This window comes from Saccharothrix sp. NRRL B-16348, from assembly GCF_001280085.1.
Classification (GTDB): Bacteria; Actinomycetota; Actinomycetes; order Mycobacteriales; family Pseudonocardiaceae; genus Actinosynnema.
In genome coordinates this window covers 104,831-129,635 of record NZ_LGED01000220.1, presented here as the reverse complement: position 1 = coordinate 129,635, position 24,805 = coordinate 104,831, and the positions used below count along the sequence as shown (strand labels likewise).

Annotated in this window: 16 protein-coding genes and 1 pseudogene; 9 read left to right on the top strand and 8 right to left on the bottom strand. The window is 71.0% G+C overall.

All coding sequences use genetic code 11. The annotated features are described in order from the left end of the window. The first annotated feature begins 98 nt into the window (after positions 1–98). Complete coding sequence (locus ADK67_RS31400; protein WP_082404088.1) at positions 99–1,562, top strand: MFS transporter; 1,464 nt, start codon at positions 99–101, stop codon at positions 1,560–1,562. Between the two features lie 108 nt (positions 1,563–1,670). Further along, on the top strand, positions 1,671–3,164 hold the full coding sequence (locus ADK67_RS31395; protein ID WP_053720164.1) for an FAD-dependent monooxygenase: 1,494 nt from the start codon (positions 1,671–1,673) through the stop codon (positions 3,162–3,164). 43 nt (positions 3,165–3,207) lie between these two features. On the opposite strand, the gene ADK67_RS31390 is transcribed toward ADK67_RS31395, so the two are convergent. After that, positions 3,208–4,917, bottom strand: a complete 1,710-nt coding sequence (locus tag ADK67_RS31390; protein ID WP_231648428.1) for a BBE domain-containing protein — start codon at positions 4,915–4,917, stop codon at positions 3,208–3,210. A gap of 5 nt (positions 4,918–4,922) precedes the next feature. Continuing rightward, entirely contained in the window at positions 4,923–5,414 is a 492-nt protein-coding gene (locus tag ADK67_RS31385; RefSeq protein ID WP_053720163.1) for a cupin domain-containing protein, read from the bottom strand. Between the two features lie 238 nt (positions 5,415–5,652). On the opposite strand from ADK67_RS31385, the gene ADK67_RS31380 reads away from it, so the two are divergent. The 3 genes from ADK67_RS31380 to ADK67_RS31370 are packed head-to-tail and all read left to right on the top strand — an operon-like array spanning position 5,653 to position 9,094. Next, positions 5,653–6,621: an oxidoreductase gene (locus ADK67_RS31380; RefSeq protein ID WP_053720162.1), complete on the top strand. Its 969-nt coding sequence runs from the start codon at positions 5,653–5,655 to the stop codon at positions 6,619–6,621. Next, entirely contained in the window at positions 6,621–7,724 is a 1,104-nt protein-coding gene (locus ADK67_RS31375; RefSeq protein ID WP_053720161.1) for an AMP-binding protein, read from the top strand. Before ADK67_RS31380 ends, ADK67_RS31375 begins: the two co-directional genes overlap by 1 nt. Then, a complete protein-coding gene (locus ADK67_RS31370) occupies positions 7,724–9,094 on the top strand; it encodes an aldehyde dehydrogenase family protein (RefSeq protein WP_053720160.1) in 1,371 nt (456 codons plus the stop codon). The genes ADK67_RS31375 and ADK67_RS31370 overlap by 1 nt, the downstream gene beginning before the upstream one ends. A gap of 65 nt (positions 9,095–9,159) precedes the next feature. Here the strand turns inward: ADK67_RS31370 and ADK67_RS31365 are convergent, their stop codons facing one another. Genes ADK67_RS31365 through ADK67_RS31345 form a run of 5 tightly spaced genes read right to left on the bottom strand, consistent with a single transcriptional unit; the run spans position 9,160 to position 14,869 of the window. Further along, positions 9,160–10,356: a 3-hydroxybenzoate 6-monooxygenase gene (locus ADK67_RS31365; protein WP_053720159.1), complete on the bottom strand. Its 1,197-nt coding sequence runs from the start codon at positions 10,354–10,356 to the stop codon at positions 9,160–9,162. A gap of 10 nt (positions 10,357–10,366) precedes the next feature. Continuing rightward, positions 10,367–12,235 carry an anthranilate synthase family protein gene (locus ADK67_RS31360; RefSeq protein WP_053720158.1) on the bottom strand — a complete coding sequence of 623 codons (1,869 nt, stop codon included), beginning with the start codon at positions 12,233–12,235 and terminating at the stop codon, positions 10,367–10,369. Then, positions 12,232–12,891 carry an isochorismatase family protein gene (locus tag ADK67_RS31355; protein WP_053720157.1) on the bottom strand — a complete coding sequence of 220 codons (660 nt, stop codon included), beginning with the start codon at positions 12,889–12,891 and terminating at the stop codon, positions 12,232–12,234. Before ADK67_RS31355 ends, ADK67_RS31360 begins: the two co-directional genes overlap by 4 nt. Positions 12,892–12,912: 21 nt before the next feature. Next, a complete protein-coding gene (locus tag ADK67_RS31350; protein ID WP_053720156.1) occupies positions 12,913–13,683 on the bottom strand; it encodes a 2,3-dihydro-2,3-dihydroxybenzoate dehydrogenase in 771 nt (256 codons plus the stop codon). Between the two features lie 16 nt (positions 13,684–13,699). Further along, positions 13,700–14,869, bottom strand: a complete 1,170-nt coding sequence (locus tag ADK67_RS31345) for a 3-deoxy-7-phosphoheptulonate synthase (RefSeq protein WP_053720155.1) — start codon at positions 14,867–14,869, stop codon at positions 13,700–13,702. 486 nt (positions 14,870–15,355) lie between these two features. Between ADK67_RS31345 and ADK67_RS31340 the strand changes: the two are divergent. Further along, positions 15,356–16,415, top strand: a pseudogene (locus tag ADK67_RS31340) (IS701 family transposase); the annotation flags it as partial. Between the two features lie 325 nt (positions 16,416–16,740). Here the strand turns inward: ADK67_RS31340 and ADK67_RS31335 are convergent. Further along, the gene (locus ADK67_RS31335) at positions 16,741–18,975 is read right to left on the bottom strand and encodes a rhamnogalacturonan lyase family protein (RefSeq protein WP_053720154.1); all 2,235 of its coding nucleotides are present in this window, start codon (positions 18,973–18,975) and stop codon (positions 16,741–16,743) included. Between the two features lie 861 nt (positions 18,976–19,836). Here ADK67_RS31335 and ADK67_RS31330 point away from each other — a divergent pair. The 3 genes from ADK67_RS31330 to ADK67_RS31320 all read left to right on the top strand — a co-directional run bounded on the left by ADK67_RS31330 (position 19,837) and on the right by ADK67_RS31320 (position 24,783). Further along, a complete protein-coding gene (locus tag ADK67_RS31330) occupies positions 19,837–20,781 on the top strand; it encodes a carbohydrate kinase family protein (RefSeq protein WP_053720153.1) in 945 nt (314 codons plus the stop codon). Between the two features lie 70 nt (positions 20,782–20,851). Beyond that, on the top strand, positions 20,852–22,750 hold the full coding sequence (locus ADK67_RS31325; RefSeq protein ID WP_082404083.1) for a ricin-type beta-trefoil lectin domain protein: 1,899 nt from the start codon (positions 20,852–20,854) through the stop codon (positions 22,748–22,750). Positions 22,751–23,322: 572 nt separating this feature from the next. After that, a complete protein-coding gene (locus tag ADK67_RS31320; protein ID WP_197289701.1) occupies positions 23,323–24,783 on the top strand; it encodes a family 43 glycosylhydrolase in 1,461 nt (486 codons plus the stop codon). The last annotated feature ends 22 nt before the right edge of the window (positions 24,784–24,805 follow it).

Here is a 24,805-nt window from a genome sequence, read left to right as displayed (position 1 = left end):
GATCGGGCGATGGCGGCCGGTCGGCTTGTGCGGACAGTACGACTGTACAAGGATATACGTACAGTCGTACGATTCCGACGACGGAAGGCCTGATCCTCATGTCCCCACAGTCATCGGCACCGCCCGGCACGGCGGGTCGCCTCGGCTGGGCCATCGCACCCCTGGCGTTCGCGCAGCTCATCGTGTCGCTGGACATCTACATCGTCTTCGTCGCCATGCCGGAGATGGGCGCTGAGCTGGGGTTCTCCGCGCAGAACCTGCAATGGGTGGTCAGCGCGTACGCGGTGGCCTTCGGTGGGTTCCTGCTCCTCGGCGGCCGGGCCGCCGACCTGTTCGGCAAGCGCCGGATGTTCATGCTGGCGCTCGCCCTGTACGGGTTCTCCTCTCTGCTCGGCGGCTTCGCCGGCGACCCGCTGACGATCATCATCGTGCGCGCGGTGCAAGGCCTCGGCGGCGCTTTGCTGTTCCCCACCACGCTCTCCCTGGTCAACACCCTGTTCGAGGAGGGGCGCTCCCGCAACCGCGCGCTGGCAGTGTGGGGTGGCGCCGGCGCCAGTGGTCTCACGTTGGGCTCGCTGCTGGGCGGCGTGCTCACCGGCGCGTTCGGCTGGGCCTCGGTGTTCTTCGTCAACGTGCCGCTCGCGGCGGCGATCGCGCTGATGGCGTTCCTGCTCATCCCGGCCGACAAGCCGCGGCCGGCCGCGAAGCGGACCTTCGACCTGCCGGGCGCGCTGACCGTGACGGCGGGCGTCACGCTGATCGTGTTCGTCCTCGTCCAGGGGCCGGAGTCGGGGTGGTTCGCCACGCCGATCGTGGTCAGCGCCGTGCTCGGCGTGCTGCTGCTGGTGGCGTTCGCGGTGATCGAGTCCAGGACCGCCGACCCGCTGATGCCGTTGCGGCTGTTCGGCAACCGCAGCCTGGTGACCGCCATGGCGATCACGTTCACGTTCATGGGCACCTTCGGGACCGTGCCGTACTTCCTGACCGTGTTCTTCCAGGACGTGTTCGGTTACACGGCGCTGATGACCGGTGTCGCGTTCCTGACCCAGGCGGTGGCCATCGCCGCGGGCACCCAGCTCGGCGAGCGGATGACCAGCCGTGCGGGCACCCGACCCAGCCTGATCACCGGCTTCGTGGTGGGCGGCGTGGGCACCGCGGTCCTCGCCGTGGGCGTGATCGCCGACGGCTCGTACTGGGGCCTGGTGCCCGGCCTGGTCGTGATGGGCGTGGGGCAGGGCATCGCGTGGACGGCCATGTGGATCGCGGCGGCGTCCGGTGTCGCGGCGGACGAGCAGGGCATCGCCTCCGGCATGGCCTCGACGACCCAGCAGACCGGCTACGCGGTCGGCCTCGCCATCTTCGTGGCGATCGCCAACGCGGGCACGCGCGGGTTGACCGGCGATGCCCTGCGGCTGGCCGAGTCCGACGGGATCCGGCTCGCGTTCTACCTCACCGGCGCCGCCGCGCTGATCGGCGCCGTCGTCGCGATGACGTTGCCGAAGCTGCGCGCGGGAGCCGAAACACCCGTCCCCTCGGACGCGGTGCCCTCGCGGCAGCAGTGAGAGCGGTCGGTGACACGCCGGCGTCGGGCGCGGCAGCCGCCCGCCCGACGCCGGCGGTGAGCTCGGGAGGACGACGATGACCACCCAACCGGACGCCGGCGGGCGGCCATGACCGACTACGACGTGGCCATCGCGGGCGGCGGGCCGGTGGGGATGCTGCTCGCGGCGGAACTCGCGCTGCACGGCGTGCGCACCGTCGTGCTGGAGAAGCTGCCCCGGCCCACCGGCGAGTCCAAGGCGGGCACGCTGCACGCCCGCACCGCCGAGACCTTGCACCGCCGCGGTCTCCTGGAGGCCGTGCAGCCCAAGCCCGCGGCGTCACCGCGGGGCGGCCCGGTCACCTTCCACTTCGCCGGCCTGTTCAACCTCGACATCTCCCGCGTGGTGGACGAGGGGCCGGCGCTCGTGGGCAGCCCGCAGGCCTACGCCGAGCAGGTGTTCGCCGACCGCGCCGCCGGGTTGGGCGCGCGGATCGAACGGGACAGCGAGGTCGTCGGGTTGGCAGACCGCGGCGACCACGTGGTGCTGGACGTGCGCTCGGAGCGCGGCGACGCCCGACAGGTCAGCGCGCGGTGGGTGGTCGGCTGCGACGGCGCGCGCAGCACCGTGCGCAAGCTCGCCGACATCGCGTTCGTCGGCACGCCGGGCACGGTGTCGGCGTTGATGGGCGACGTCCGGCTGCTCGACCCGTTGGGCGCGCCGACGGGGTGGCAGCGCAACCACCGGGGCTGGACGTTGTTCTGGACCAACCCGTTCGGCCACAGCAGGGTGTGCACCTACGACTTCCGCGCGCCGCACCCGGACCGGTCGGCGCCGGTCACGCTGGAGGAGCTGAGCGCGGAGGTCGAGCGCATCGCGGGCTACCGGGTGCCGATGGACCAGCCGCGCTGGCTGACCAGGTTCACCGACGCCGCGCTCCAGGCCCGGACCTACCGCAGCGGGCGGGTGTTCGTGGCGGGCGACGCCGCGCACGTGCACTTCCCGGCCGGCGGGCAAGGCGTCAACCTCGGCCTGCAGGACGCGGTCAACCTCGGTTGGAAGCTCGCCGCGCAGGTCCGCGGCTGGGCGCCGGCCGACCTGCTCGACACCTACGACGCCGAACGGCGTCCCGTGGCCGCACGGGTGCTCTACAACGTGCGGGCGCAGGTGGGGCTGATGCTGCCCGACCCGAGGGTCGACGCGCTGCGGGAGCTGTTCGTGGAGCTGATGGAACTGCCGCAGGTCAACGACTTCCTCGCGGGCATGATCACGGGCGTGGACGTGCGGTACGGCACCGCGCACCCGGCCGACCCGTTGGGCGGGCTGTTCGCGCCGGACCTGCGGCTCAAGGTCGGCGCCACCGTCGGCAGCCTCGCCGGGCTGCTGCACGCGGGCCGCCCGGTGCTGCTCGACCTGGCCGACCGCGCCCGGTTGCGCGCGGTCGCGGACCCGTGGCTCGACCGGGTCGACGTGGTCACGGCGAGCTGCGACGACACCTTCGCCGCGCCCACCCTGCTGATCCGGCCGGACGGCTACATCGCCTGGACCGGCAGCGGGCTCGACTCCGACCACCACACGCTGACCGTGGCGTTGCGGAAGTGGTTCGGGGAACCGGGGAAGTGAGCCCGGCGGGGGAGCCGACCGGCGCCCCCGCCGGGTTCACAGGTCAGGGCAGGCGGACGGACTGGCGGTGCCGGAAGAAGTCCGACGGGTCGTACCGCGCCTTCACCCGTTGCAGCCGCGGGTAGTTCTCGCCCCAGTACAACGTGTGCCACGGGACGCCGGAGCCGTTGTGCGCCGGCTCGTTGAGGTCGGCGTCGCAGTAGTTCACGAAACAGCCGGACGTCTGCTCGTTCGACACCGGCACCTTGCCGGTGCCCGCGTACACCTCTTCGTAGAACCGGCGCAGCCACGCCACGTTCGGCTCGTCGTCGGCCGGCTCGGTCCACCCCGACTGGTACAGGACCTTGAACGCGCTGTCCCGGTGCACCAGCGCGGTGTCGGTGCGCCCGACCGCGTTCACCTGCCCGCCGTACGAGCTCAGCACCGCTTGCGCGAACGGGTTGGAGAACCCGTCCCCGCCCGACAAGTGGCGGTACAGGACGGAGATCTGGGCGTCGGTGAAGCCCTTGCGGTGGTAGGCGGACTTGTGGTCGCCCCGCAGCGTCGGGTCGACCAGGCGCGGGTGGATCGTGCCCAGGTACCGGGTGGCGGTCAGCCAGCTCCACCGCTTCGGCTCGACGAACTGGGGCAGCGGACCGTGTTCGCCCGAGGGGCGGTTCACCGCGCCGTGGGGCAGGTCGACCCCGCGCGTGACGTCGGCGACGAACCGGGCCAGCAACCGCTCGCCGTCCGGGTCGCTGCCGTCCATGTGCGTGAACAGGCTGATCTCGCCGGTGGCCCGGTGGTTGAGGTTGAGGAAGGAGCACAGGCCCGCGTACGGGCCGCCGGGCGCGGCGTTGGCCGCGTGCCAGTCGGCGAAGTTGCGGACCAGCGTCGCGAACGCCTGCTCGGTCAGCCCGTCCCACGACCACGCGATCGCGCTGAGCAGCACCTCCCCGGGCGGCTTGGGCAGGATGTCGGCGGGGTTGGTCGTCCGGGCGGACGGCGAGCGGAACAGGTAGCGGGTGACGACGCCGAACGTGCCGCCGCCACCGCCGGTGTGCGCCCACCACAGGTCCCGGTTCGGGTCGTCCGGGTTCCGCGTGGCCACGACCAGCCTGGCCTCGCCCGCCGCGTCGACCACGACCACCTCCACCGCGTGCAGGTGGTCGACCACCAGCCCTTCCTTGCGGCACAACAGGCCCCAGCCGCCGCCCGCCACGTGCCCGCCGACCCCGACGGAGTAGCACTGGCCGGCCGGGATGGTCACGCCCCAGGTCTTGTACAGCAACTCGTAGACGTCCAGGAGCGTCGCGCCGGCTTCGACCGCGAACGCGTTGTGCTCGGCGTCGTAGTAGACCGACGTCATCTCCGACTGGTCGAGCACGATGTCGACGTCGGGGTTGAACACGAAGTCCTCGTAGCAGTGCCCGCCGCCGCGCACGGTCAGGCGTTTGCGCGCGGTCACCGCCTCCTGCACCACCTGCAAGGACTGCCTGGGCGACGACACGACGCGCACCGACTCCGGGTGCGCCACCCAGCGCCGTTCGAGCCCGACCACCAGGTCGGGGTAGCGGGGGTCGTCCGGGCCGACGGTCACCGGGTCGAAGCCCTCCGCCGCCCCGGTGGGCGCCGCACCGGCCGAACCGGACGTGGACGCCGCCATGGTCACCCCGATCGCGCCGCTGCTCGCCAGTAATCGTCGCCTGCTGATTCGGCCGCTTCCGTGGGTCATCTCGCGCTGCGCGCCTCTCTGCTCGGGTGGAACGCTCATCGGATTCAGACGATGTATTCGTCGCCGAACTGCGGGCCGATCCGCAGGCCGAGTTCGACGTCGGCCAGCCGCTGACTCTCCGGTGGCGGACCTGAACCGTCGACGGCCGGCACACCGGCCTGGTTGAAGAACCGGTCCTTGCCGCCCGGGGTGAGCAGGATGAGCATTTTCGCCGGCGTGTCGCCGACATTGGTGAAACTGTGCAGGGTGCCCCGCGGCACGTAGATGAAACCGCCCGCCGGCACTTCGCGCTCACCGCCCTTGTCGCGGATCTCGACCACGCCGTCGAGGACGTAGAACGCCTCTTCCTCCCAGTGGTGCACGTGCGGCGGAGGACCACCGCCGGGCGGCACCAGGGCTTCCATGACGTAGAGCATCTTGCCCGTGTTGTGCTCGCCGGACTTGATCGTGTACCGGTCGCCGAACGCCCACCTGCCCGGGCCCTCGCCCGGCCCCACGTAGACCACCCGGTCGTCGTTCTGGCCGAGAAAACTCATGCGCGCCCTCCGGATAGGAGACGTTTTCCGGTCAACCTTGTGGTATCACGGCGTCCGGAAGGTGCCAAGGATTGTCCGGGATAATATGTCAGGTCGTCCGGGGAGTGGTTTCCGGTCGACCGCGCGTAGTTTCGCGGCACGTGACACATTCGCGGCCGTCGGATTGCGCGCGCGGTGCGGACGCGATTGGCTCGAAGGCGGTGATTGAACCGACCCGCGACCGCAGGAAAGGGGCACCATGAATATCCCCGACACCGCACTGCCCGCCGCATCGGCGGGTGAACTGACCCTCGGCGGCGACCTGCGCATCCGCCGGATGGGGTACGGCGCCATGCAGCTGGCGGGCGAGGGCGTCTGGGGACCGCCGGCGGACCGGGCCGAGGCCGTCTCGGTGCTGCGCCGGGCCGTGGAGCTGGGCGTCAACCACATCGACACCAGCGACTACTACGGCCCGCACGTGGTCAACGAGCTGATCGTCGAGGCGTTGCACCCGTACCCGGACGACCTGGTGATCGTGACCAAGGTCGGCGCCCGCCGCACGCCCGACCGGGCGTGGCCGTCGGCGCTCTCGCCCGCCGAGCTGCGCCAGGCCGTGCACGACAACCTCCGCCGGCTGCGGCTCGACCGGCTCGACGCGGTCAACCTGCGCATCGTGGAGGAGGCCGGCGGTCTGACGCCGACCGACTCGATCGAGCCGCAGGTCCAGACGCTGGCGGAGCTGCGCGAGCAGGGACTGGTCCGGCACGTCGGGGTGAGCAACGTCAGCACCGCGCAGTTCGAGGAGGCCCGGTCGATCGTCCCGATCGCCTGCGTGCAGAACGAGTACAACGTGCTGCGCCGCCGTGACGACGCGCTGGTCGACACGTGCGCCGAGGCCGGCATCGCGTACATGCCGTTCTTCCCGTTGGCCACCTTCACGTTGCAGCACGACCGGGAGCCGGGCGCGGACGCGAAGGTGCCGCTGGCCACCCCGGTCCGCGACGAGGCCCTGGCCGCCGTGGCGCGTCGGCACGACGCCACCGTCCACCAGGTCTCGTTGGCGTGGCTGCTCGCCCGCTCGCCCGCGATCGCGGTCATCCCCGGCACGTCGTCGCTCGGGCACCTGGAGGAGAACACGCGCGCGGCGACGATCCGGCTCACCGACCAGGACCTCCGCGACCTCGACCTCCACCGCGACTCCGGCCGATCCCGACAGGAAGTGAGCTGATGGCGACGACCCTCGAAGACCCGGTCCTCGACCTGCCCTTCGACGTCCGACCCGATCCGGAGGAGTTCCTCCGGGCCGCGCTGCGCTGGCACTTCTCGCCCGAGACGGGCGCGCCGTTCTGGGTCGAGCGGGCCCGCTCGTTCGACTTCGACCCGGTCGAGGACATCCGCGGCTTCGCGGACCTCTCCCGGTTCCCCAACCTGGCCAACGACCTGCGTGACGTCCCGGCGCGCGACCTCGTGCCCCGCGGGTACGGGCCCGACCCGGAGATCGTGGGCGTCTACGACAGCGGCGGCACCACCGGCGCGCCCAAGCGGGTGGTGCTGCTGCGCGAGTGGACCGACCGGATGCTGGCGTGGAGCAGCGCGCAGCTCGACCGGCACGGCGTGCCGCGCGACGTGGACTGGCTGCAGGTCGTGCCCACCGGCCCGCACATGGTGGGCGAGACGTTCTCGCGCCAGACCGTGGCGCGCGGCGGGTGGCCGTTCACCGTCGACATCGACCCGCGGTGGGTGAAGAAGCTCATCGCGGAGGGGCGGTCGGCCGAGGCGGGCGCGTACACCGAGCACCTGGTGGACCAGCTGGCGCATCCGCTGGAATCGCAGGACATCGGCGTGCTGCTGCTGACGCCGCCGGTGCTGGAACGCCTGGCCCGCCGCGACGAGCTGGTCGCGCTGGTGCGCAAGAAGGTCAAGGCGATCATGTGGGTCGGCACCCAGATGGACGCCGACACCCGCGACCTCTACCGCACCGAGGTTTTCCCGGACACGATCCTGGTGAGCGGCTTCGGCAACACCATGCTGCTGGGCCACACCTGCGAGCGGCCGGGGCTGACCGCGGACGACCCGTGCGTCTACGACCCGTTCTCGCCGTACATGTCCCTCAACGTGGTCGACGAGGACACCGGCGAGCCGGTCCCGCACGGCGAGCGCGGCAGGCTCGTGATGCACCACGTCAGCAAGGGATTGTTCCTGCCGAACAACCTCGAACGCGACTACGGCACGCGCATCGCCGGCCCGGAGGGTCAGGTGGGCGACTCGGTGGCCGACATCGCGCCGGTGAAGGTCTTCGACGACGAAGTGGTCATCGAGGGGGTGTACTGATGGAACCGGTGGCGTTGGACGCCCTCGGGCCGTCGGGCCCGTACCGGGCACGCAACCGGCGGGTCGTGCCGGACGTCAGCGGGACGGCCGTGGCCGAGCTGAGCATGGTGCCGCGGCTCTACGTCGACCGCGCGCTCGCCGCGCTGCGCCGTGCGCCGGTGCTCCCGGTGGCCGAACGGACCGCCGCACTCGCCGACGCGGCGCGCATCTTCCTCGCCGACACCGTCGAAGGCCTGTCCTTCGAGACCTACGAACGGTCGGTCAGCCGGGTGTCGGGGGTGCCGATCTCCATCGTGCGCCGGGCCGCCGCCGAGATCGCCGAGGCGGCCGAGCAGGCGCACCGCAGCGCCTACGGCGCCCGGCCGTGCGGCGCGGTGACCGACTGGCGCGACCCGGCGACCCGGGACGGGAGCGGCGTGTGGACCCGGCGCGGCGACGTGTTCGCGGTGCACGCGGCGGGCAACCACCCCGCACCGCACGCGTTGTGGCTGGAGGCGTTGGCGCTGGGCTACCACGTGGCGGTGCGCCCGTCCCGGCGCGAGCCGTTCACCCCGCACCGGTTGGTCGCCGCGTTGCGCGCGGCCGGGTTCGGCCCGGAGCGGGTGGCGCTGCTGCCGACCGACCACGACGGCGCCGACGCGATCCTGGCCGGCGCGGACCTCGGGCTGGTCTACGGCGGTGACGACGTGGTGCGCAAGTACGCGGGCGACGCCCGGGTGCTGGTGCAGGGACCGGGCCGGTCGAAGATCCTGATCACCGCGGACACCGACTGGCGCGAGCGGCTGGACACCATCGTCGACTCGATCAGCTTCCACGGTGGCGTGGCGTGCCTGAACACCACGGCGGTGCTGGTCGAGGGCGACCCCGGCCCGCTCGCCGCCGCGATCGCGGAGCGCTTGGCCGCGCTGCCGAGCCTGCCGCCCGACGACGACCGGGCGGTGCTGCCGGTGCAGGGCGCCGAGTCGGCCCGGACCGTCGAGCGGTACCTGCGGGCGCAGGCGCGGGAGAGCAAGGCGTGGCTGGGTGGCGAGGGCATCCTGGAGGAGCTGGGTGACGGCAGCACCGTGCTGCGGCCCGCCGTGCACCAGCTCGACTCGGCCGACGACCGGCGCCTCGGCGTGGAGCTGCCGTTCCCGTGCGTGTGGGTGGCCCCGTGGTCGCCCGAAGACGGTGTCGCACCGCTGCGCGGGTCACTGGTGCTCACGGTGATGACGCGGGACGACGAGCTGGTGGACCGGCTGCTGGACGAGCCGACCATCAGCAACGTCTACCACGGCGACCACCCGACGTACTGGCTGGAGCCCGGCGTGCCGCACGACGGTTTCCTGGGCGAGTTCCTCATGCGCAGCAAGACGGTCCTGCGTGGTTAGACCTGCCGCGCACGGGCGGAACGCTCGGCCGGCGCGCACCGGCCGAGCGTTCGGCGTCCCACGCGTCACCTCACGCGCGGCGACGTGCTCTCGAACCTCCGCGCGCCGTGCAGCCAGGCGACGGCCTCCCGCAGCTCCTCCTGCGACATCGCCGACAGCATGGCGTTGCGCGCCACCGCCTCGGCGCCCGCCGGGTGGTACAGCTTTTCGCCCATGAACCGGGACACCAGCTGCGCGTCGGCGGTCCGGTCGCGCCGCTCGTCGCGGAACCTGGCCAACCGGCCCGGCACGTCGGCCGGACCGCAGTCGAGCAGCTCGCCCAGCACCACCGCGTCCTCCAACGCCATGCACGCGCCCTGGGCCGCGTACTGGAGCATCGGGTGGGCGGCGTCGCCGAGCAGCACGACCCGTCCGTCCACCCACTCGTCGGCCGGGTCGCGGTCGCACAGCACCCAGGTCTTCCAGTCCTCGCCCAGTTCCAGCAGCCGCCGGGCGCGGGGCCCCATGTCCGCGAACTGACCGTGGACGTGCGCGGTCTCCGCGGGAGCGCCCACCACGACCCGGGCCGCGCCGTCGTCACGGGTGGCCGCCAGGTTCAGGTGCCGCCCGCCGCCGATGGGGTAGTGCACGAAGTGCCACTTCGGGCCCGCCCACAGCGTCACCACGTTCCACCTCAGGTCCTCGGGGACCCGTTCCATCGGGATGACCGACCGGTAGATGGTGTGCCCGGACACCCGCGGCTCGCCGTCGCCCAGCATCCGCTCCCGCACGGTCGAGCGGATGCCGTCCGCGCCGACCAGGACGTCACCGGCGACCCGCGCCCCGGAGCCGAGCACCGCGACGACCTCGTCGTCGTCCTGCTCGTACCGCACCACCGGGCTGTCCACCCGCAGGTCGACGCCGGGCGCGCGGCGGCACGCCGCCAACAGCGGTTGGTAGAGGTCCGTGCGGTGCACCACCGCGTACGGGTTGCCGAAGCGGTGGCGGTAGTCGTCGGTCAGCGCCATCGCGGCCACCGTCCGGTCCGTGGTCCCGTCCATGAACCTCAGCTCGTCCACGAACACCGCGCGGTCCCGGACCGCCTGCCCCACGCCCAGCACGTCCAGGGCGTGGAAGGCGTTGGGCGCCAGTTGGATGCCCGCGCCCAGCTCGGTGAACTCGCCGCGCCGCTCCAGCACCGTCACCCGGTGCCCGCGCGCCGCCGCGCTCAAGGCCGTGGCCAGCCCGCCGATGCCGCCGCCGGCGATGAGAACCCTCGTCATCACGCACTCCTCACAGGTTCATCGCCTCGACCAGCAGGTCGCCGATGATCCGCTCGCCGTCCCTGGTCAGCACGGACTCGGCGTGGAACTGCACCGAGGTGAAGTGCGGCCCGCGCAACGCGTGCACCTCACCCGGCGTGCCCTCCACACCGTCCCGGCTCACCTCGACCACTCCTACACCGGGGCAGTCGGCCTTGTCCTGCGCGCTGCGCGCGGAGAACGTGTTGTAGAAGCCGACGTGCTCCGTCCGGCCGAACAGCTCGATGGCCTTCTGCACGCCCTGGTTCGGCACGTCCCGCCGGGCGACCTCGAACCCCAGCCTGCGGCTGAGCACCTGGTGGCTCAGGCACACCGCGACGAACGGCCGCCGGTGCTCCAGCAACGCGTCGACCGCCGCGCCCAGGTGGGCGATCTTGGGGTGGTCGTCGTCGCGCGGATCGCCGGGCCCGGGGCCGAGCACCACGACGTCGTGCCCGTCGAACGAGTACTCCTCGTCGAACCGCCGCACGGTCACGACCAGGCCCAGCGATCGCAGGATGTGCGCGAGCATCGAGGTGAACGTGTCCTCCGCGTCGACCACCAGGACCCGCAGACCGCTCAGCGCGGGTACCGCCCGTGCCCGCGTCCGTGCGTCGGCGAGCCAGAAGTCGGCGATCGGGGCGTTGCGGTCGCGCAACGCCTCCCGCACGCTGGGGTGGTCGCCGAACCGGGTCGTGTCCGCGGCGCCAAGCGCGGCCAGCAGTCCCGCCGCCTTGGCCCTGGTCTCCGCGACCTCGCCCAGCGGGTCGGAGTGGCGCACCAGGGTCGCGCCGACGCCGATGCGCAACCGGCCGTCGTGGGCGATGTCGGCCGTCCGGATGAGGATCGCCGAGTCGAGCGCGTGCCCGCCCGCCTCGTCGTGGCCGAGCAGGGCGATCACCCCGCTGTAGTAGCCGCGGCCGACCGGCTCGTGCCGGGCGATGACCCGGCACGCGCTCTCCAGCGGGCTGCCGGTCACCGTCGGCGCCAGCAGGGTCTCGCGCAGGATCCGCCGCGGGTCCAGCGAACTGCGACCCTCGATGAAGTACTCGGTGTGCGCCAGCCGGGCCATCTCCTTCAGCCGCGGCCCGGTGACCCGGGCGCCGCCGTCGCACACCCGGGTCATCATCTTGAGCTCCTCGTCCACCACCATGTACAGCTCGTCGGACTCCTTGCGGTCGGCCAGGAACCGCATCACCTCGGGCAGCGACGGTCCCGCGGGCGGGTAGCGGTTGGTGCCGCTGATGGGGTTCATCACCGCCACGCCGTCCGCGAGGCTGACGTGCCGTTCAGGGCTCGCGCCGACGAACGTGCGGTCGCCGGTGTGCACGATGAACGTCCAGTACGTCCCCGTCTCGCGGCGCACCAGGCGGCGGAAGAACGCCAGCGCGGCGGCGGGGGAGTAGTCCTCGACCACCGCCACGAACGAGCGCTGGATGACGAAGTTCGCGCCCTCGCCGCGGCCGATCTCGTCGGCGATGATCCGGCGCACCAGGTCGGCGTACGCGTCGTCGTCGACGTCGAAGTGCTCGCCGGACAGCCGGATCGGCAGGTCGGGGATGCGGTCCAGGGCGTCGGCCAGCGGCAGGGACTCGCGCCCGGTCACCGACAGGGCGATCAGCGGCTCGCCGTCGTCCACCGCGGCGTACCCGCGTTCGACGATCTGGCGGAACGGCAGCAGCAGCAACGTCTCGGCCGGGGTCCGCCCCTGGTCGGGCACCTCCACGTCGGCGAGCCGCGTCGGCTCCGACACCGAGCCCACCAGCACCTCCAGCGCGTCCGCGGCCACGTGCGGCCGGTGCAACAGGGCGAACGGCGGCGGTGACGCGTCGAGCACGGCGTCGAACGGCGTGGCGCTCATCGCACGCCCAACCGCGCCTCGACGGGCGTGCCGAACAACGACCCCGTCGGCACGACCGCGGCGCACCGCTTCGCCATGTACTCCAGCGCATCGCGGTGGTCGCGCTCGGAGAAGTCGCCGACCGCGTCCGCGACCACGAACGGCGCCACGTCGTGGCTGAACGCGTCCACCGCGGTGGCCTGCACGCCGACGTGCGCGTACACGCCGCACAGGATCAGCTGGTCGCGATCGGCCTCGCGCAGGCGCCGCACCAGGTCCGAGCGGAAGAAGGCGCTGTAGCGCCACTTGGTGAGCTGCCAGTCGCCCGGCCGCGGTTCCAGCAGCGGCACGATCGTGCGGTCCGCCGGGTCCACTTTCATGCCGGGGCCCCAGAAGTCGCGCAGCAGACCGCGCTGCTCGCTGGTCATGTCGCCCGGCTGGGCGGTGTAGGCCACCGGGATGCCGTGCGACCGGCTCCACCGCAGCAAGGCGGCGATGTTGTCCACCAGCTCGTCGCGGAACTCCGGCACCACGTCGAACGGGCGCAGGAAGAAGCGCTGCATGTCGTGCACGAGCAGCACCGCGCGGCCGGGTGCGACCACCCAGTCGACCTCGTTGCCGGGCAACGAGTCGGGCGTCGGCATCGCATAGGGTTCGATGGGTGGGATGCCTGTCATGGGCTCCTCCAGAGGTGTCGCCTAGACGCCGAGCGTGGCGCCGCCGTCGACGGTCAGGTCGTGCATGGTGATGTGCCGGGCCTGGTCGGACAGCAGGAACGCGACCGCCTCGGCGATGTCGTCCGGGCTCGCGATCCGGCCCAGGGGTATCCCGACCCGGTACGCGCCGGGATTGCCCTTGATGGTGGTGGCCCGGCCCTCGGGGTCGCGCCACATCGAGGTCAGCATCGGGGTGTCGGTCGAGCCGGGCGCCACGAGGTTGCAGCGGATGCCGTGCTCGGCCACTTCCAGGCCGAGGCACTTGGTGAGCATCGACGCCGCCGCCTTCGACGCGGCGTACGCGCCCATGTCCGCCCGCGCGGTCCCCGCGGCGTTGGAGGTGACCGTGACCACGGCGCCCCGGCGGCGCGGCACCATCCGCCGCACCACCGCGCGGGAGACGTGGAAGACGCCGCCGCAGTTGACCGCCAGCGTCGTGGCCCAGTCCTCCTCGGACAGGTCGAGCACGGCGCCCAGGCGCAGCACTCCCGCCGCGTTGACCAGGAAGTCCAGCGGGCCGGACTCGCGCTCGACCCGGTCGACCAGGGCTTCCACCTCGGCCGGGTCGGCCACGTCGGCGGTGTGCCCGGTCACCGACCACCCGCGGGCGGTGAACCCGTCGACCGACTCGGCGAGCCGCCCGGGGTCGCGGTCCACGGCCGCCACGGTCGCGCCGCGTCCGGCGAGCGCGCCCACCACGGCCGCGCCGATACCGCCGGCGGCGCCGGTCACCAGTGCGATCTTGTCGCGCATCACGCCTCCCGATCGCTCAGCCGACCCACGCCGAGACGACCGTGACGGCCTGCCCGAGGTTGAGCCGCGGGTCGCAGAAAGTCGTGTACTTGTCGCCGACGTGGTCGTAGTCGCCCGTGGTGGACGCGCACTCGGTGACGTCGTCGGTCGCGGTCTCCAGGTGCAGACCGCCCGCGACGCCCCCGGCCTCGGTGATCGCGCGCTGCGCCGCCCGCACTTCCCGGATGATGGTGTCCACCGCCCGGGTCTTGAGCCCCGAGGGCGTCTGCACGGTGTTGCCGTGCATCGGGTCGCACAGCCAGATCACCGGGTGCCCCGCCGCGCGCACCGCCCGCACCAGCGCGGGCAACCGCTCGTCCACGGCCTGCGCGCCCATCCGCGCGATCAGCGTCAGCCGGCCGGGCTCGCGGTCGGGGTCGAGCCGCGCGCACAGCGCGGTCACCTCCGCGGGCGTCGCCTTCGGCCCGACCTTGCACGCCACCGGGTTGACCACCTTCGCCAGCAGCGCGACGTGCATGCCGTCCAGCGCGCGGGTGCGCTCGCCGATCCACGGCCAGTGCGTCGAGGTGAGCATCAGCTCGCCCGACGCGGTGCGCCGCACCATCGGCAACTCGTAGTCCAGCAACAGCGCCTCGTGGCTGGTCCACACGGCCGGGTCGAAACCACCGCCCGCGGGGACGGGCCAGCCGAGGTTGCCCATCGCCTCGCGGGCGGCGAGGTAGCCGGTGAGCAGTCTGCGCGGGTCCGGCCTGCGGCGCTCGGGGTCGGGCTCCGGGCTGTTCACCATGTGCCCCCGGTAGACCGGCAGTTCCACGCCGCCGAACGACTCGGTCGGCTTGGACCGGGGCTTGGCGAACTGGCCCGCGAGCCGGCCCGCGCGCAGCACCGGCTTGTGCGTGTTGAGCTTCATCGTGCCCGCCAGCACGTCGAGCAGCGCGGCCTTGCGCGCCACGTAACCGACGGTGCACTCGGACGGGTCCTCGGCGCAGTCGCCGGCCTGGATCACGTTCGCCTCGCCGGCCGCGACCCGTGCCAGCAGCGCCCGCAGGGTCCGCACGTCGTCCACCCCGACCAGCGCCGGGCGGGTCGCGAGATCCCGCCGGACCCGGTCCAGGCGGGTCCGGTCGGGCCACGGGGGCTGTTGCGGCGCCTGGTGGGGGATCATGTCGAGCAACTCCTGGTCCACTTGACTTCTCCCGTTCGCTGTACCGCGCTCGAATGCGTCGGCGTCGTCCAGCGTGGTGGGCCGCGGCAATGGCGGCGGAGAAAAGCCGCCGGAGTTCATCGGGTCCGCGCGAATCCGTCACGTCGGCCGTCAGGTGTCAGGTCGACCGCGCCGATCGAATGGTCACGGGGTAATGTGGCGGGTCGGCACTGCGACGGATTTCCAGTGCAGTGCGAATCGGGCCGCCGTCCACAGTGACGAACCTGCCGAGGTCGCCGCAGGTGGGAGCGGTAAACGGGCCGGCACCAACAGTCTCCGCGGTAGGGGTGGTGAGCCGGCCACCTAGCCACGGCCGGCGGGCTCCCGGACACTCGAACCGACGACTCGATGAGTGTCTCCATCGAATTCGATGGTTTGGGGGAAAACTACGTGAGCGTCGTCTTGTCGCCGCGGCTCGACCTGCACCACGACGTGCTCGACGAGTTGAGCAGTGGTTTGTTCACGTCCATGGGCAGAAGTGATCAGCGCCGCAAGGGGATGTGCTACCTGTACGGCCTGCTCACCACGCCGGGACGCAAGTCCATGCGCAACGTGGCCGCCGCCGTCGGCGGTCACGCCACCGAGCAGAGCCTGCACCACTTCATCAGCGACTCGACGTGGGACTGGATCCCGGTCCGCGAGGCCCTCACCGACTACACCGTGTCCGCGATGCCGCCGCGGGCGTGGGTGGTCAGACCGATGGTGATCCCGAAGGCGGGCAACGACTCGGTCGGCGTCGGCAGGCGGTTCTGCCCGTCGCACGGCCAGGCGCTCAACGCCCAGCACGCGTTGGGCGTGTGGGCCGCGTCCGACGAGGTCAGCAGCCCGGTGAACTGGCGGCTGCACCTGCCGCGGACCTGGCTGCGGGACGAGCGCAAGCGCAGTCGCGCGTCGATCCCCGACGGTGTCGACGAGGAGAGCATCACCGACTGCGTGGTGGAGGCCTACCTGGAGGTCGCGTCCAGGCCGGGCGTGCCGCTGCGGCCGGTGGTCTTCGACGCCCGGTGCCTGGACATCGAGCACCTCACGAGCCGGTTGGGCGCGGTCGGGCTGCCCTGGCTGGTCCGGATCGGCACCAACCACCAGCTCACCACCGACGACGTGCGGCTGCCCGGCCTGACGTCCGGCGCGACGCCCGCCTACCGGTTGATCGGCGCCCTGCGGTCCGCCAGGCGGCTGCTCAGCTGGACCGACCACGAACCCATCCCCACGACCCGCACGGACCTGGTGGCCGCGGTGCGGGTGGGCCTGCCCACCGAGCCGGGCGCGGACACCGTCCCCGACCTGCACCTGATCGGCACCGGCCCGGTCGGCCACCCCTGGCCCGCGCAGCTGTGGCTGACCGACCTCGGCGACTCGACGCCGCTGGGCGCGTTGCTGCACCTGGCGAAGCTGGGTCGACCGGGTGGACCGGGACGCGGTCGACGTCGGCGACCAGGTGGGCCTGCGCGACTTCAGCGGCCGTTCGTTCGCCGGGTGGCACCGCCACGTGACGCTGGCGTCCGCGGCGCACGCGCTCTTCGTGTCGACGGACCCGGGAGCACGCCTCCGCGCCGTCCGGGGTGTCGCGGACATCCACGCGGTCGACTCACGCCGCGGCTGGCGGCCCTCAGCCGCACCGCCGTACGAGCACACCGGGGTCCGCGGCCGGCAAGCGCGGTGAGCCGAGGTCCAACGTCGGCGTTCACTGCGGGACGGGGTTTTACGGAGCGGTGGCACGACGAGCATGGGTCGGTAGTAGTCGTCGGGGTTCAAGAGATCGCGACATCTTCGTCGTCCGTCTACATCGGAAAGTGAGGCGGCCGAGCCCCGTGGGCGGGCCGGTTTGGTCGGCCCGCCCACGGGGTTGTGGTCTAGCGGACGTAGATGTTCGGCTGGGGCGGGGTGCTCATGCCTCCACCGAGGAAGAAGCTCGGGTGCGGTGGCTGGTTGTAGGCGGTGTTCTGCCACGCGATGGCCACGCGGTACTGGGCGTCGTGCATGAGGGTGTGGATCCGCCGGTCGGTCTGCGTCGACGTGGCGTAGATCCGCAGCGCGGCGTTGTCGTCGCGCGGCAGGATCACCTCCTCGCGCCAGTCGCCGAACAGGTCACCGGACAGCGAGGGCGTCGACTTGGTGCCGTTGACGGAGTGCGCTCCGGTCCCGGTGAGCAGGCGGGTGTCGGCGGAGGTGCCGTACTTGTCGACGTGGTTGCCGTCCAGCAGTTCCCGCACCGGGTCGGCGTCCCACCAGGCGAGGAAGTTCGCGCTGCCCGGGTTGCGCCCGACGTTGCCGCCGGAGCCGTTGAACAGGCTGGTCAGCCCGGTGCCCCGGCCCCAGAACTCGGCTCCGGGGTTCCCGGCGTGCACGTCGCCGGCCACGCCGCGGGCAGGGCCCTCGCAGCTGCAGGTGTTGTTCTTCTGCATGATGGTGGCGCCGCTGTTGGCGTCGCGCAGGGTCGCGGCGGCGCCGGAGCTCTGCTCGTGGATCTGCCAGATCTCCTTGCCGGGACGGCTGGGGAGGAAATCGCCGACGTGCAGGGCGTCACCGTGGGCGTAGAAGTTGGTGGTGTACCGCCCGGTGCCGTTGGAGTTGATGGTCATGCCGCCGTAGATGATCTCGTCGGTGCCGTTGCCGTCGACGTCCGCGATGGACAGCGAGTGGGTGCCGCGGCCGGTCCACTGGTTGCCGGCGGAGCCGGAGTCGAACTTCCAGCGCCGGGTGAGCTGCCCGTCGCGGAAGTCCCACGCCGCGATGGTGCTCTTCGCGTAGTAGCCGCGGCCCATGATGATGCTGGGGCGCTGGCCGTCCAGGTACGCGGTGCCGGCCAGGAACCGGTCGCCCCGGTTGCCGTTGCAGTCGCCCCAGTCGCAGATGTTGCCGCGGGCGGGCTCGAAGGGCACCGTGGACATGGCGGCGCCGGTGAGGCCGTTGAACACGGTCAGGTACTCGGGTCCGGTGATGATGTGACCGCCGGAGTTGCGGTGGTCGGCGTTCGCGTTGCCGATCACCTGACCCGTGCCGGACACCGTGCCGTCGCCCGTCCTGACCGCCATTTCGGCCCGGCCGTCACCGTCGTAGTCGTACACCTGGAACTGGGTGTAGTGCGCGCCGGCACGGATGTTGCGGCCCAGGTTGACCCGCCACAGCCGCTGCCCGTTGAGCTTGTAGGCGTCGATGTAGACGTTGCTGGTGACGCCGGACTGCGAGTTGTCCTTCTGGTCGCTGGGATCCCACTTGAGGAAGATCTCGTACTGGCCGTCGCCGTCCGCGTCGCCGACGCTCGCGTCACCGGCCGTGTAGGTGCTCCCCGGCCGGGAGATCGGCACGTCCAGGTAGTTGCCGCCGGTGAAGCGCAGTGACGGCGTGGACGGCTCCTTCTCCACTCCGTTCTCGACGGCGCGGACGGTGTACGAGGCGTCTCCCGATGCCCCGGAGTCCAGGTAGTTGGTGGAGTTGGTGATGGGGGAGGCGGTCAGCTTCGTCGTGCCCCGGTAGACGTTGAACCCGGTCGAGGTCGACTCGGTCCCGAGCAGCCGCCACGAGACCAGGTTGCCGGTGCCGGAGCGCACGCTGACCAGGCCCCGGTCCAGGTCTTCCATCTGCTTGCCGGCGGGCGGGGTGTCCGTGACGTCGGTTTCGAGGTAGTCGACGTTCGGCAGGCCGGCCGCGGTGGTCGGGCTCAACCGGATCGTGTTCGTGCCGGCGACCACCGGCACGGTGAGCGTCTTCGTGACCCACGTGGTCCAGGCGCCGGACGGGTCGAACGCGGTGGCGGAGTGGACGGCCGCACCGTTGACCAGCACGTCGGCGGGACGGTTGGCGGTCCCTCCGTTGGCGTAGCGGACGCCGATGGTCACGGAACCCGCCGCGGACGCCGTGACGGTGAACTGCGCCGACGCCCCGACCGCGTTGTCCGCGTTGCAGAACCCGCTGCCGGAGTAGCCGGTGTGGTTGGACTCGATGGCGCCGGCACAGGTGGCCGGTGCCGTTTCCGCCTCGTAGCGGGTCGGAGCTGCCGAAGCAGGCGAGCTGACGACACCGCTACCGGCAATGCTCAGGGCGACGCCGCCGGCGAGCAGCGCGGCGCGCCGTCTGGTCGAAAGCATGACGAACCTCCAACAGGGAAGTCGGATGACATGGGTTGCCGGTGCACAGACCGGTGGCGGTCGGCGGAGTGCGCGTGCCGACCGGCCGAGCGCTACGAGACGGTGTGGACACCGTGCCGTCGCGGCACTACCAGCCGATCTGACGGCCCCTGCGTCGTGAGGTCGTCACGGGAATGGCCTGCACTCTGAACACACTCGGTGAGCACCGTTGCTCCTCCGTCGCAGAGTCTGGGAACGCTCCCAGAATGAGCTGGACGCATCCCGCGGTCAGCAGAGGTCCGCGGTGAGGCGCCAGGCCGGATATGAAACGATTCAATTGATACGCGTGCGTGTGGAAAGCGCTATCCAGTTAGTGATCACTTCGGCCCCAGGATTCCTCCTGCGGCTTCGGTGATCGGTCGATTCCGTTGGCGTCTATGACGTTCGAGTGCCAACGCTGCTGGGTAGACCGTACGAACGCCGCCGTCCCGGTGTCAACAGCCCCGGCGAAAAGCTTTCGGATGGAACTCGGGCCCGAATCGTTCGGGCGTGTGCTCACGAGAGCTGGCGACTCGCCTGTAAGGCCGAGTATCGCAAGCCCGAACGGCCCAGCGCGGCAACGTTGCGACTGGCAACAGCCGTTCCGGGTAACGCTTGCGTAACGGCAGCTTGTCGTGCCCTGGACCACGAAGCTAGCGTCAACGATGACTTAACGAAAGACCCGCTTCCTTGGACTGTCCTGATAGGACTGGAAGTGCGGTGTTTTTCAGTGATATCTGCGTGACAGACGGCCTGGACAGAAACCGCAGCGTGTCCGGCGGCTTCTTACGTCAACGTTGACGTAAGAAGCTGTGAGGACCACTTCCTGACAAGGAACACGACATGATCATCGTTGGTGGCGAGGCGCTTGTGGACCTCGTGCCGGATCGCGTCGGCGGCTACCGGCCCATCCCCGGTGGGAGCCCGGCCAACACCGCTGTCGGCCTCGGCCGGCTCGGCACGCAGACCGCGCTGCTGGCACGCCTGGCCGACGACCACCTCGGCGCGCTGGTGCGCGCGCACCTGGAGACCTCCAACGTCGACCTGCGCTACGCCTCCGCGTCGACCGCGCCGACCACGCTCGCCGTGGTGGACGTCGACCAGCACGGCGTGGCCGACTACTCGTTCTACATCGACGGCTGCGCCGACGGCGGCTGGCAGCCGACCGACCTGCCGGCCACGCTTGCGCCGGACGCGGCACTGCACGTCGGCGGCTCCTTCGCCCTCGCCGTCGAGCCGATGGCCGCCACGTTCGAAACCCTGCTCTCCCGCGAACACCCCCACCGGGTCATCACCCTCGACCCCAACATCCGCCCGGTGCTCATCAGCGACCCCACCACCGTGCGCGCCCGGCTGCGCCGCTGGCTCGGCATGGTCGACATCGTCAAGGTCAGCGCCGACGACCTGCGGTGGATCGCCCCCGACCGAACCCTCGCCGACGTCGTGGCCGAGTGGCACGAGCACGGGATCGCTCTCGTCGTCGTCACGCGCGGCGCGGAGGGCGTGTACGCCTCCGGGCCTACCGGCCACGTCGAGCTGCCCGCCCTGCCGGTCGACATCGTCGACACCGTCGGCGCCGGGGACGCGTTCATGGCCGGCCTGCTGGCCGCGTTCGACCGCAACGACCTGCTCACCCGGACCAACCTGACCACCCTGACCCACGCCGAACTGACCGACACCCTCGCCTACGCCCAACGCGTCGCGGCCATCACCTGCACCCGCCCCGGCGCCGACTCCCCGTGGTTCGACGAACTCCTGCCTGACGACGTCCGGCCCGCGACCTGCTGAACGCGCCGGACGGGTTCGTCAGTCAACCGAAGCGAGCTTCCCCTTCCCATAGACGTGAAGTGAGGCCGGCATGCGCAGATTGCCCTTCAGACGATCACTGTGGCGTCGCGTCGCCACCCTGTCCACAGTGGCGGCCCTGGTCGTCACCTCGGTGATCGCCGCGCCCGCGGCGCAGGCGGCGTCCTATCCGGAGTACCCCTACGACGCGACCGACTACAACGAGCCGTTCCGCGGTCAGTTCCACTTCAGCTCGCAGGGCGGCTGGATGAACGACGTGAACGCGCCGCTGTACTACAACGGGGTCTACCACCTGTTCTACCAGCACAACCCGCACGGTCTGCAGTGGGACACGATGCACTGGGGTCACGCGACCAGTCGGGACCTGGTGCACTGGACGCAGCAGCCGATCGCCCTGGAACCGGGCCTGCACAACGCCACCCTGTTCTCCGGCGGCGGCTGGGTCGACCACAACAACGTCACCGGCCTCAAGACCGGCGCCGACGCCCCGATCCTGTTGTTCACCAACACCAACGGCGTGTCCATCGCCTACAGCACCGACGGCGCGAAGACGTTCCGCATGCACAACGGCGGCGCCAAGGTGATCTCCACCCCGTACGAGTCCCGCGACCCGAAGGTCTACTGGGACGCCGCCCGCAACCGTTGGGGCATGGTGTTCTGGGGCAACGAGGGCGGCAACGTCGCCAAGTTCTACAGCTCCACCAACCTGCTCAACTGGACCTACCGCGGCGAGTTCCGCGCCGACTGGCTGTTCGAGTGCCCCGACCTCTACCAACTCCCCGTCGACGGCAACACCGCCAACCCCAAGTGGGTCCTGCAGGACGCCAGCGGCGAGTACGTCGTCGGCACGTTGAACGGCTCCGGTGTGTTCGTGCCGGACGCCGGCTGGTCACGGCCGCAACGCATGGACGTGGGGCGCACAGAATTCGGCGGGACCGCCTACGCCGGCCTCACCTTCACCAACATGCCCACCAACCGGGTGGTCCAGATGTTCTGGCAACCCGGCAACAAGGGCTCGACCTGGACCGGCAACGCCTCCTTCCCCGCACAACTCGGCCTGCGGACCTTCCCGGAAGGCATCCGGGTGACCCGCAACCCCGTCAGCGAGATCTCCACCATCCGCCAACAGGCGCAGACCTGGAGCAACCTGACCATCTCCAACGACCTCGCCACCAACCCGTTCAACGGCATCAGCGCCGACACCTACGAGATCGAGGCGACCTACGACCTTGCCGGAGCCACCGCGACCGACTTCGGCTTCGAGCTGCACCGACGCGCCGACGGCACCCGTGACGCCGCCATCGGCTACGACCGCGTCCGGCAGACCCTCGCCGACACGCCCATGCCACCGGTCGGCAACCGCGTGAAGCTGCGGGTCCTGGTCGACCGCGGGCAGTTGGAGACCTTCGGCAACGACGGCAAGGTCTCCGTCACCGACAACGTCAACTTCGACTCCTCCAGCCGGAGCCTCGGCATCCGCACCTACGCCAACAACGGCACCGTCCGCCTCGAATCGCTGACGTTCCGACGGCTGAACAAGGCCTGGACGAACGCGCCCAGCGGACCGGACCAGGGCATCGGCATGATCAAGTGGAACGGCACCAACAAGTGCGTCGACCGTGACGCCGCCAACGCCACCGTGAACATCTGGGACTGCTGGAACGGCACCAACCAACGCTGGACCTTCACCGCCGCCGGGAAGATCAAGATCGGCAACGAGTGCCTCGACCAGCCCGGCGAGACCATCGGCAACGGCGCGCAGCTCAAGACCCACCCGTGTTGGGGCGGCGACAACCAGCGCTGGGTCCGCATCGGCGCCAACCAGTACCAGAACGCGTGGTCCAAGCGCTGCCTCGACCTCGCCGCCGGCGACGCCACCAACGGTCGACGGCTACAGGTCTGGGACTGCGTCGGCGGCCCCAACCAGACGTGGAGCATGCCGACCAACTGATCACGACGACAGTGTGACGAAGGGCAGAGGAGCGGGAAGGCACCGGTCGTGAGCCGGCGGCCTTCCCGCTCCTCGTCGATCTCGTGCCTGCCTCGCCGCCGCAGAAGCGAGCCTGCTTGAGTGCTTTGCCGGCGGAGGCGGTCGAAGCGTGCATCTGCGCTGGTCCGCGGCCGCTCTCCGAAACGTTAGCGCTAACATTTGCGGCCTGTGAATGCTGGGTCGCCGCACGGCCGCATCTTTCGCCGCCTCAAGTGCATCGCTGATGCCGGTCTTCGGCTGCTCGGCTTGCGGCGTGGCCGCTCGCGGATGGCTCTTGAGTTGCCCGGTGCTGCCTGTTAGCGTTAACACATCGCCGTGTTGTGAGTCACACCCGCTGCCGCCGCGGTGCCAAACCCGGACGAAGTGCCCGCCCCGTCCGGAGCTCGACCACGCCCTCCAACGCAGACCGTGCACCTGTCCTCGGCCTACGTGGGCGGCACGCCGGACAACCCAACGTGACCGCTGGAACATCGCCTGGAGCCGCACCGCCGTCACCGAACTCCCTGTTCCACGTACACCCCCGAGGAGTGATTGTGCTGTTCGCTCACCGTCGAGCAACGGTCTGGCGGGCGATGTCGTTCGTCGCCGCCGTCGTCGCCGGGCTGATCCTGAGCCCGATCGGCCAGCCGCAGGCCGTGGCCGCGCCTGGTCCGTCGTTCACCAACCCGGCCGTGCCCGCGCCCAACAGCGCGGACCCGACGTTGGTGCAGTTCAACGGCAACTACTACTACGTCGCCACCACCTGGACTTCCGACATCGTGATGCGCCGGTCGTCCACGATCGCCGGGCTGCGCAGCGCGCCGGAGCAGGTGGTGTTCCGCTCCGCCGGGGACACGATGTGGGCGCCGCACCTGGAGCAGATCAACAACCGCTGGTACCTGTACTACTCGGTGGAGCTGGCCGGTGCTCCGCGCCGCACCCACGTGCTGGAGAGCGCCGGCAACGACCCGGCCGGCCCTTACACCTACCGGGGCATCCTGAACCTGATGCCGAACAACGGGTGGGCGATCGACGGCGCGGTGCTCAAGCTCAACGGCGCGCTGTACTTCCACTTCTCGGCGTTCCACTCCGACGGGTTGCAGTCGCTCTACATCGCGCCGATGTCCAACCCGTACACCGCCTCCGCCTTCGGAACCCGGATCTCCGCGCCGACCCTGGCGTGGGAGCGGCAGGACGGCGCGGTCAACGAGGGGTCGTTCGCGTTGCAGCGTGGTGGTAGGACGTTCCTGACGTACTCGGCCAGCCACTGCAACGGCCCGAACTACAAGCTGGGCATGCTGGAGTACCGCGGCGGGAACCCGCTGGCGGCGGCGTCCTGGTCGAAGTTCTCGAACCCGATCTTCCAGCGCAACGACGCCAACGGCGTGTTCGGTCCCGGCCACCACTCGTTCTTCACCTCGCCGGACGGCACGGAGACGTGGATCGCCTACCACGCCAACTCCTCGGCGTCCCAGGGCTGCGGCACCACCCGCACGACCCGCGTGCAGAAGATCTCGTGGAACGCCGACGGCACCCCGAACCTCGGCGTGCCCGTCTCCACCTCCACCGTGCTGGCCGGTCCCTCCGGCGAGGTGAACAACACCAGGCGCGCGCACCTCCGCAACCAGCACAGCAACCTGTGCCTGGACGACTACAACTTCGGCACCGCACCGGGTGCGGAGGTGCGGCAGTGGACGTGCAACGACCTGCCGGTGCAGGACTGGTACCTGACCCCGGTCGGCGACAACTACTACGCCATCGCCAACGGCCACAGCGGTCTGTGCCTGGACAACAAGGACTTCGCGACCGCGCCCGGTTCGGTGGTGCAGCAGTGGACGTGCAACGGCCTGGCGGTCCAGCAGTGGCGGCTGACCACCACCAACGGCACGACGACGTTGGTCAACCGGCACAGCAACCTGTGCCTGGACAACTACAACTTCGCCACCGCCCCCGGTTCCGAGGTGCGCCAGTGGACCTGCACCGGCGCGGCCAACCAGCAGTGGATCGTCGGCTGACCACCACCTGACCGACGACCAC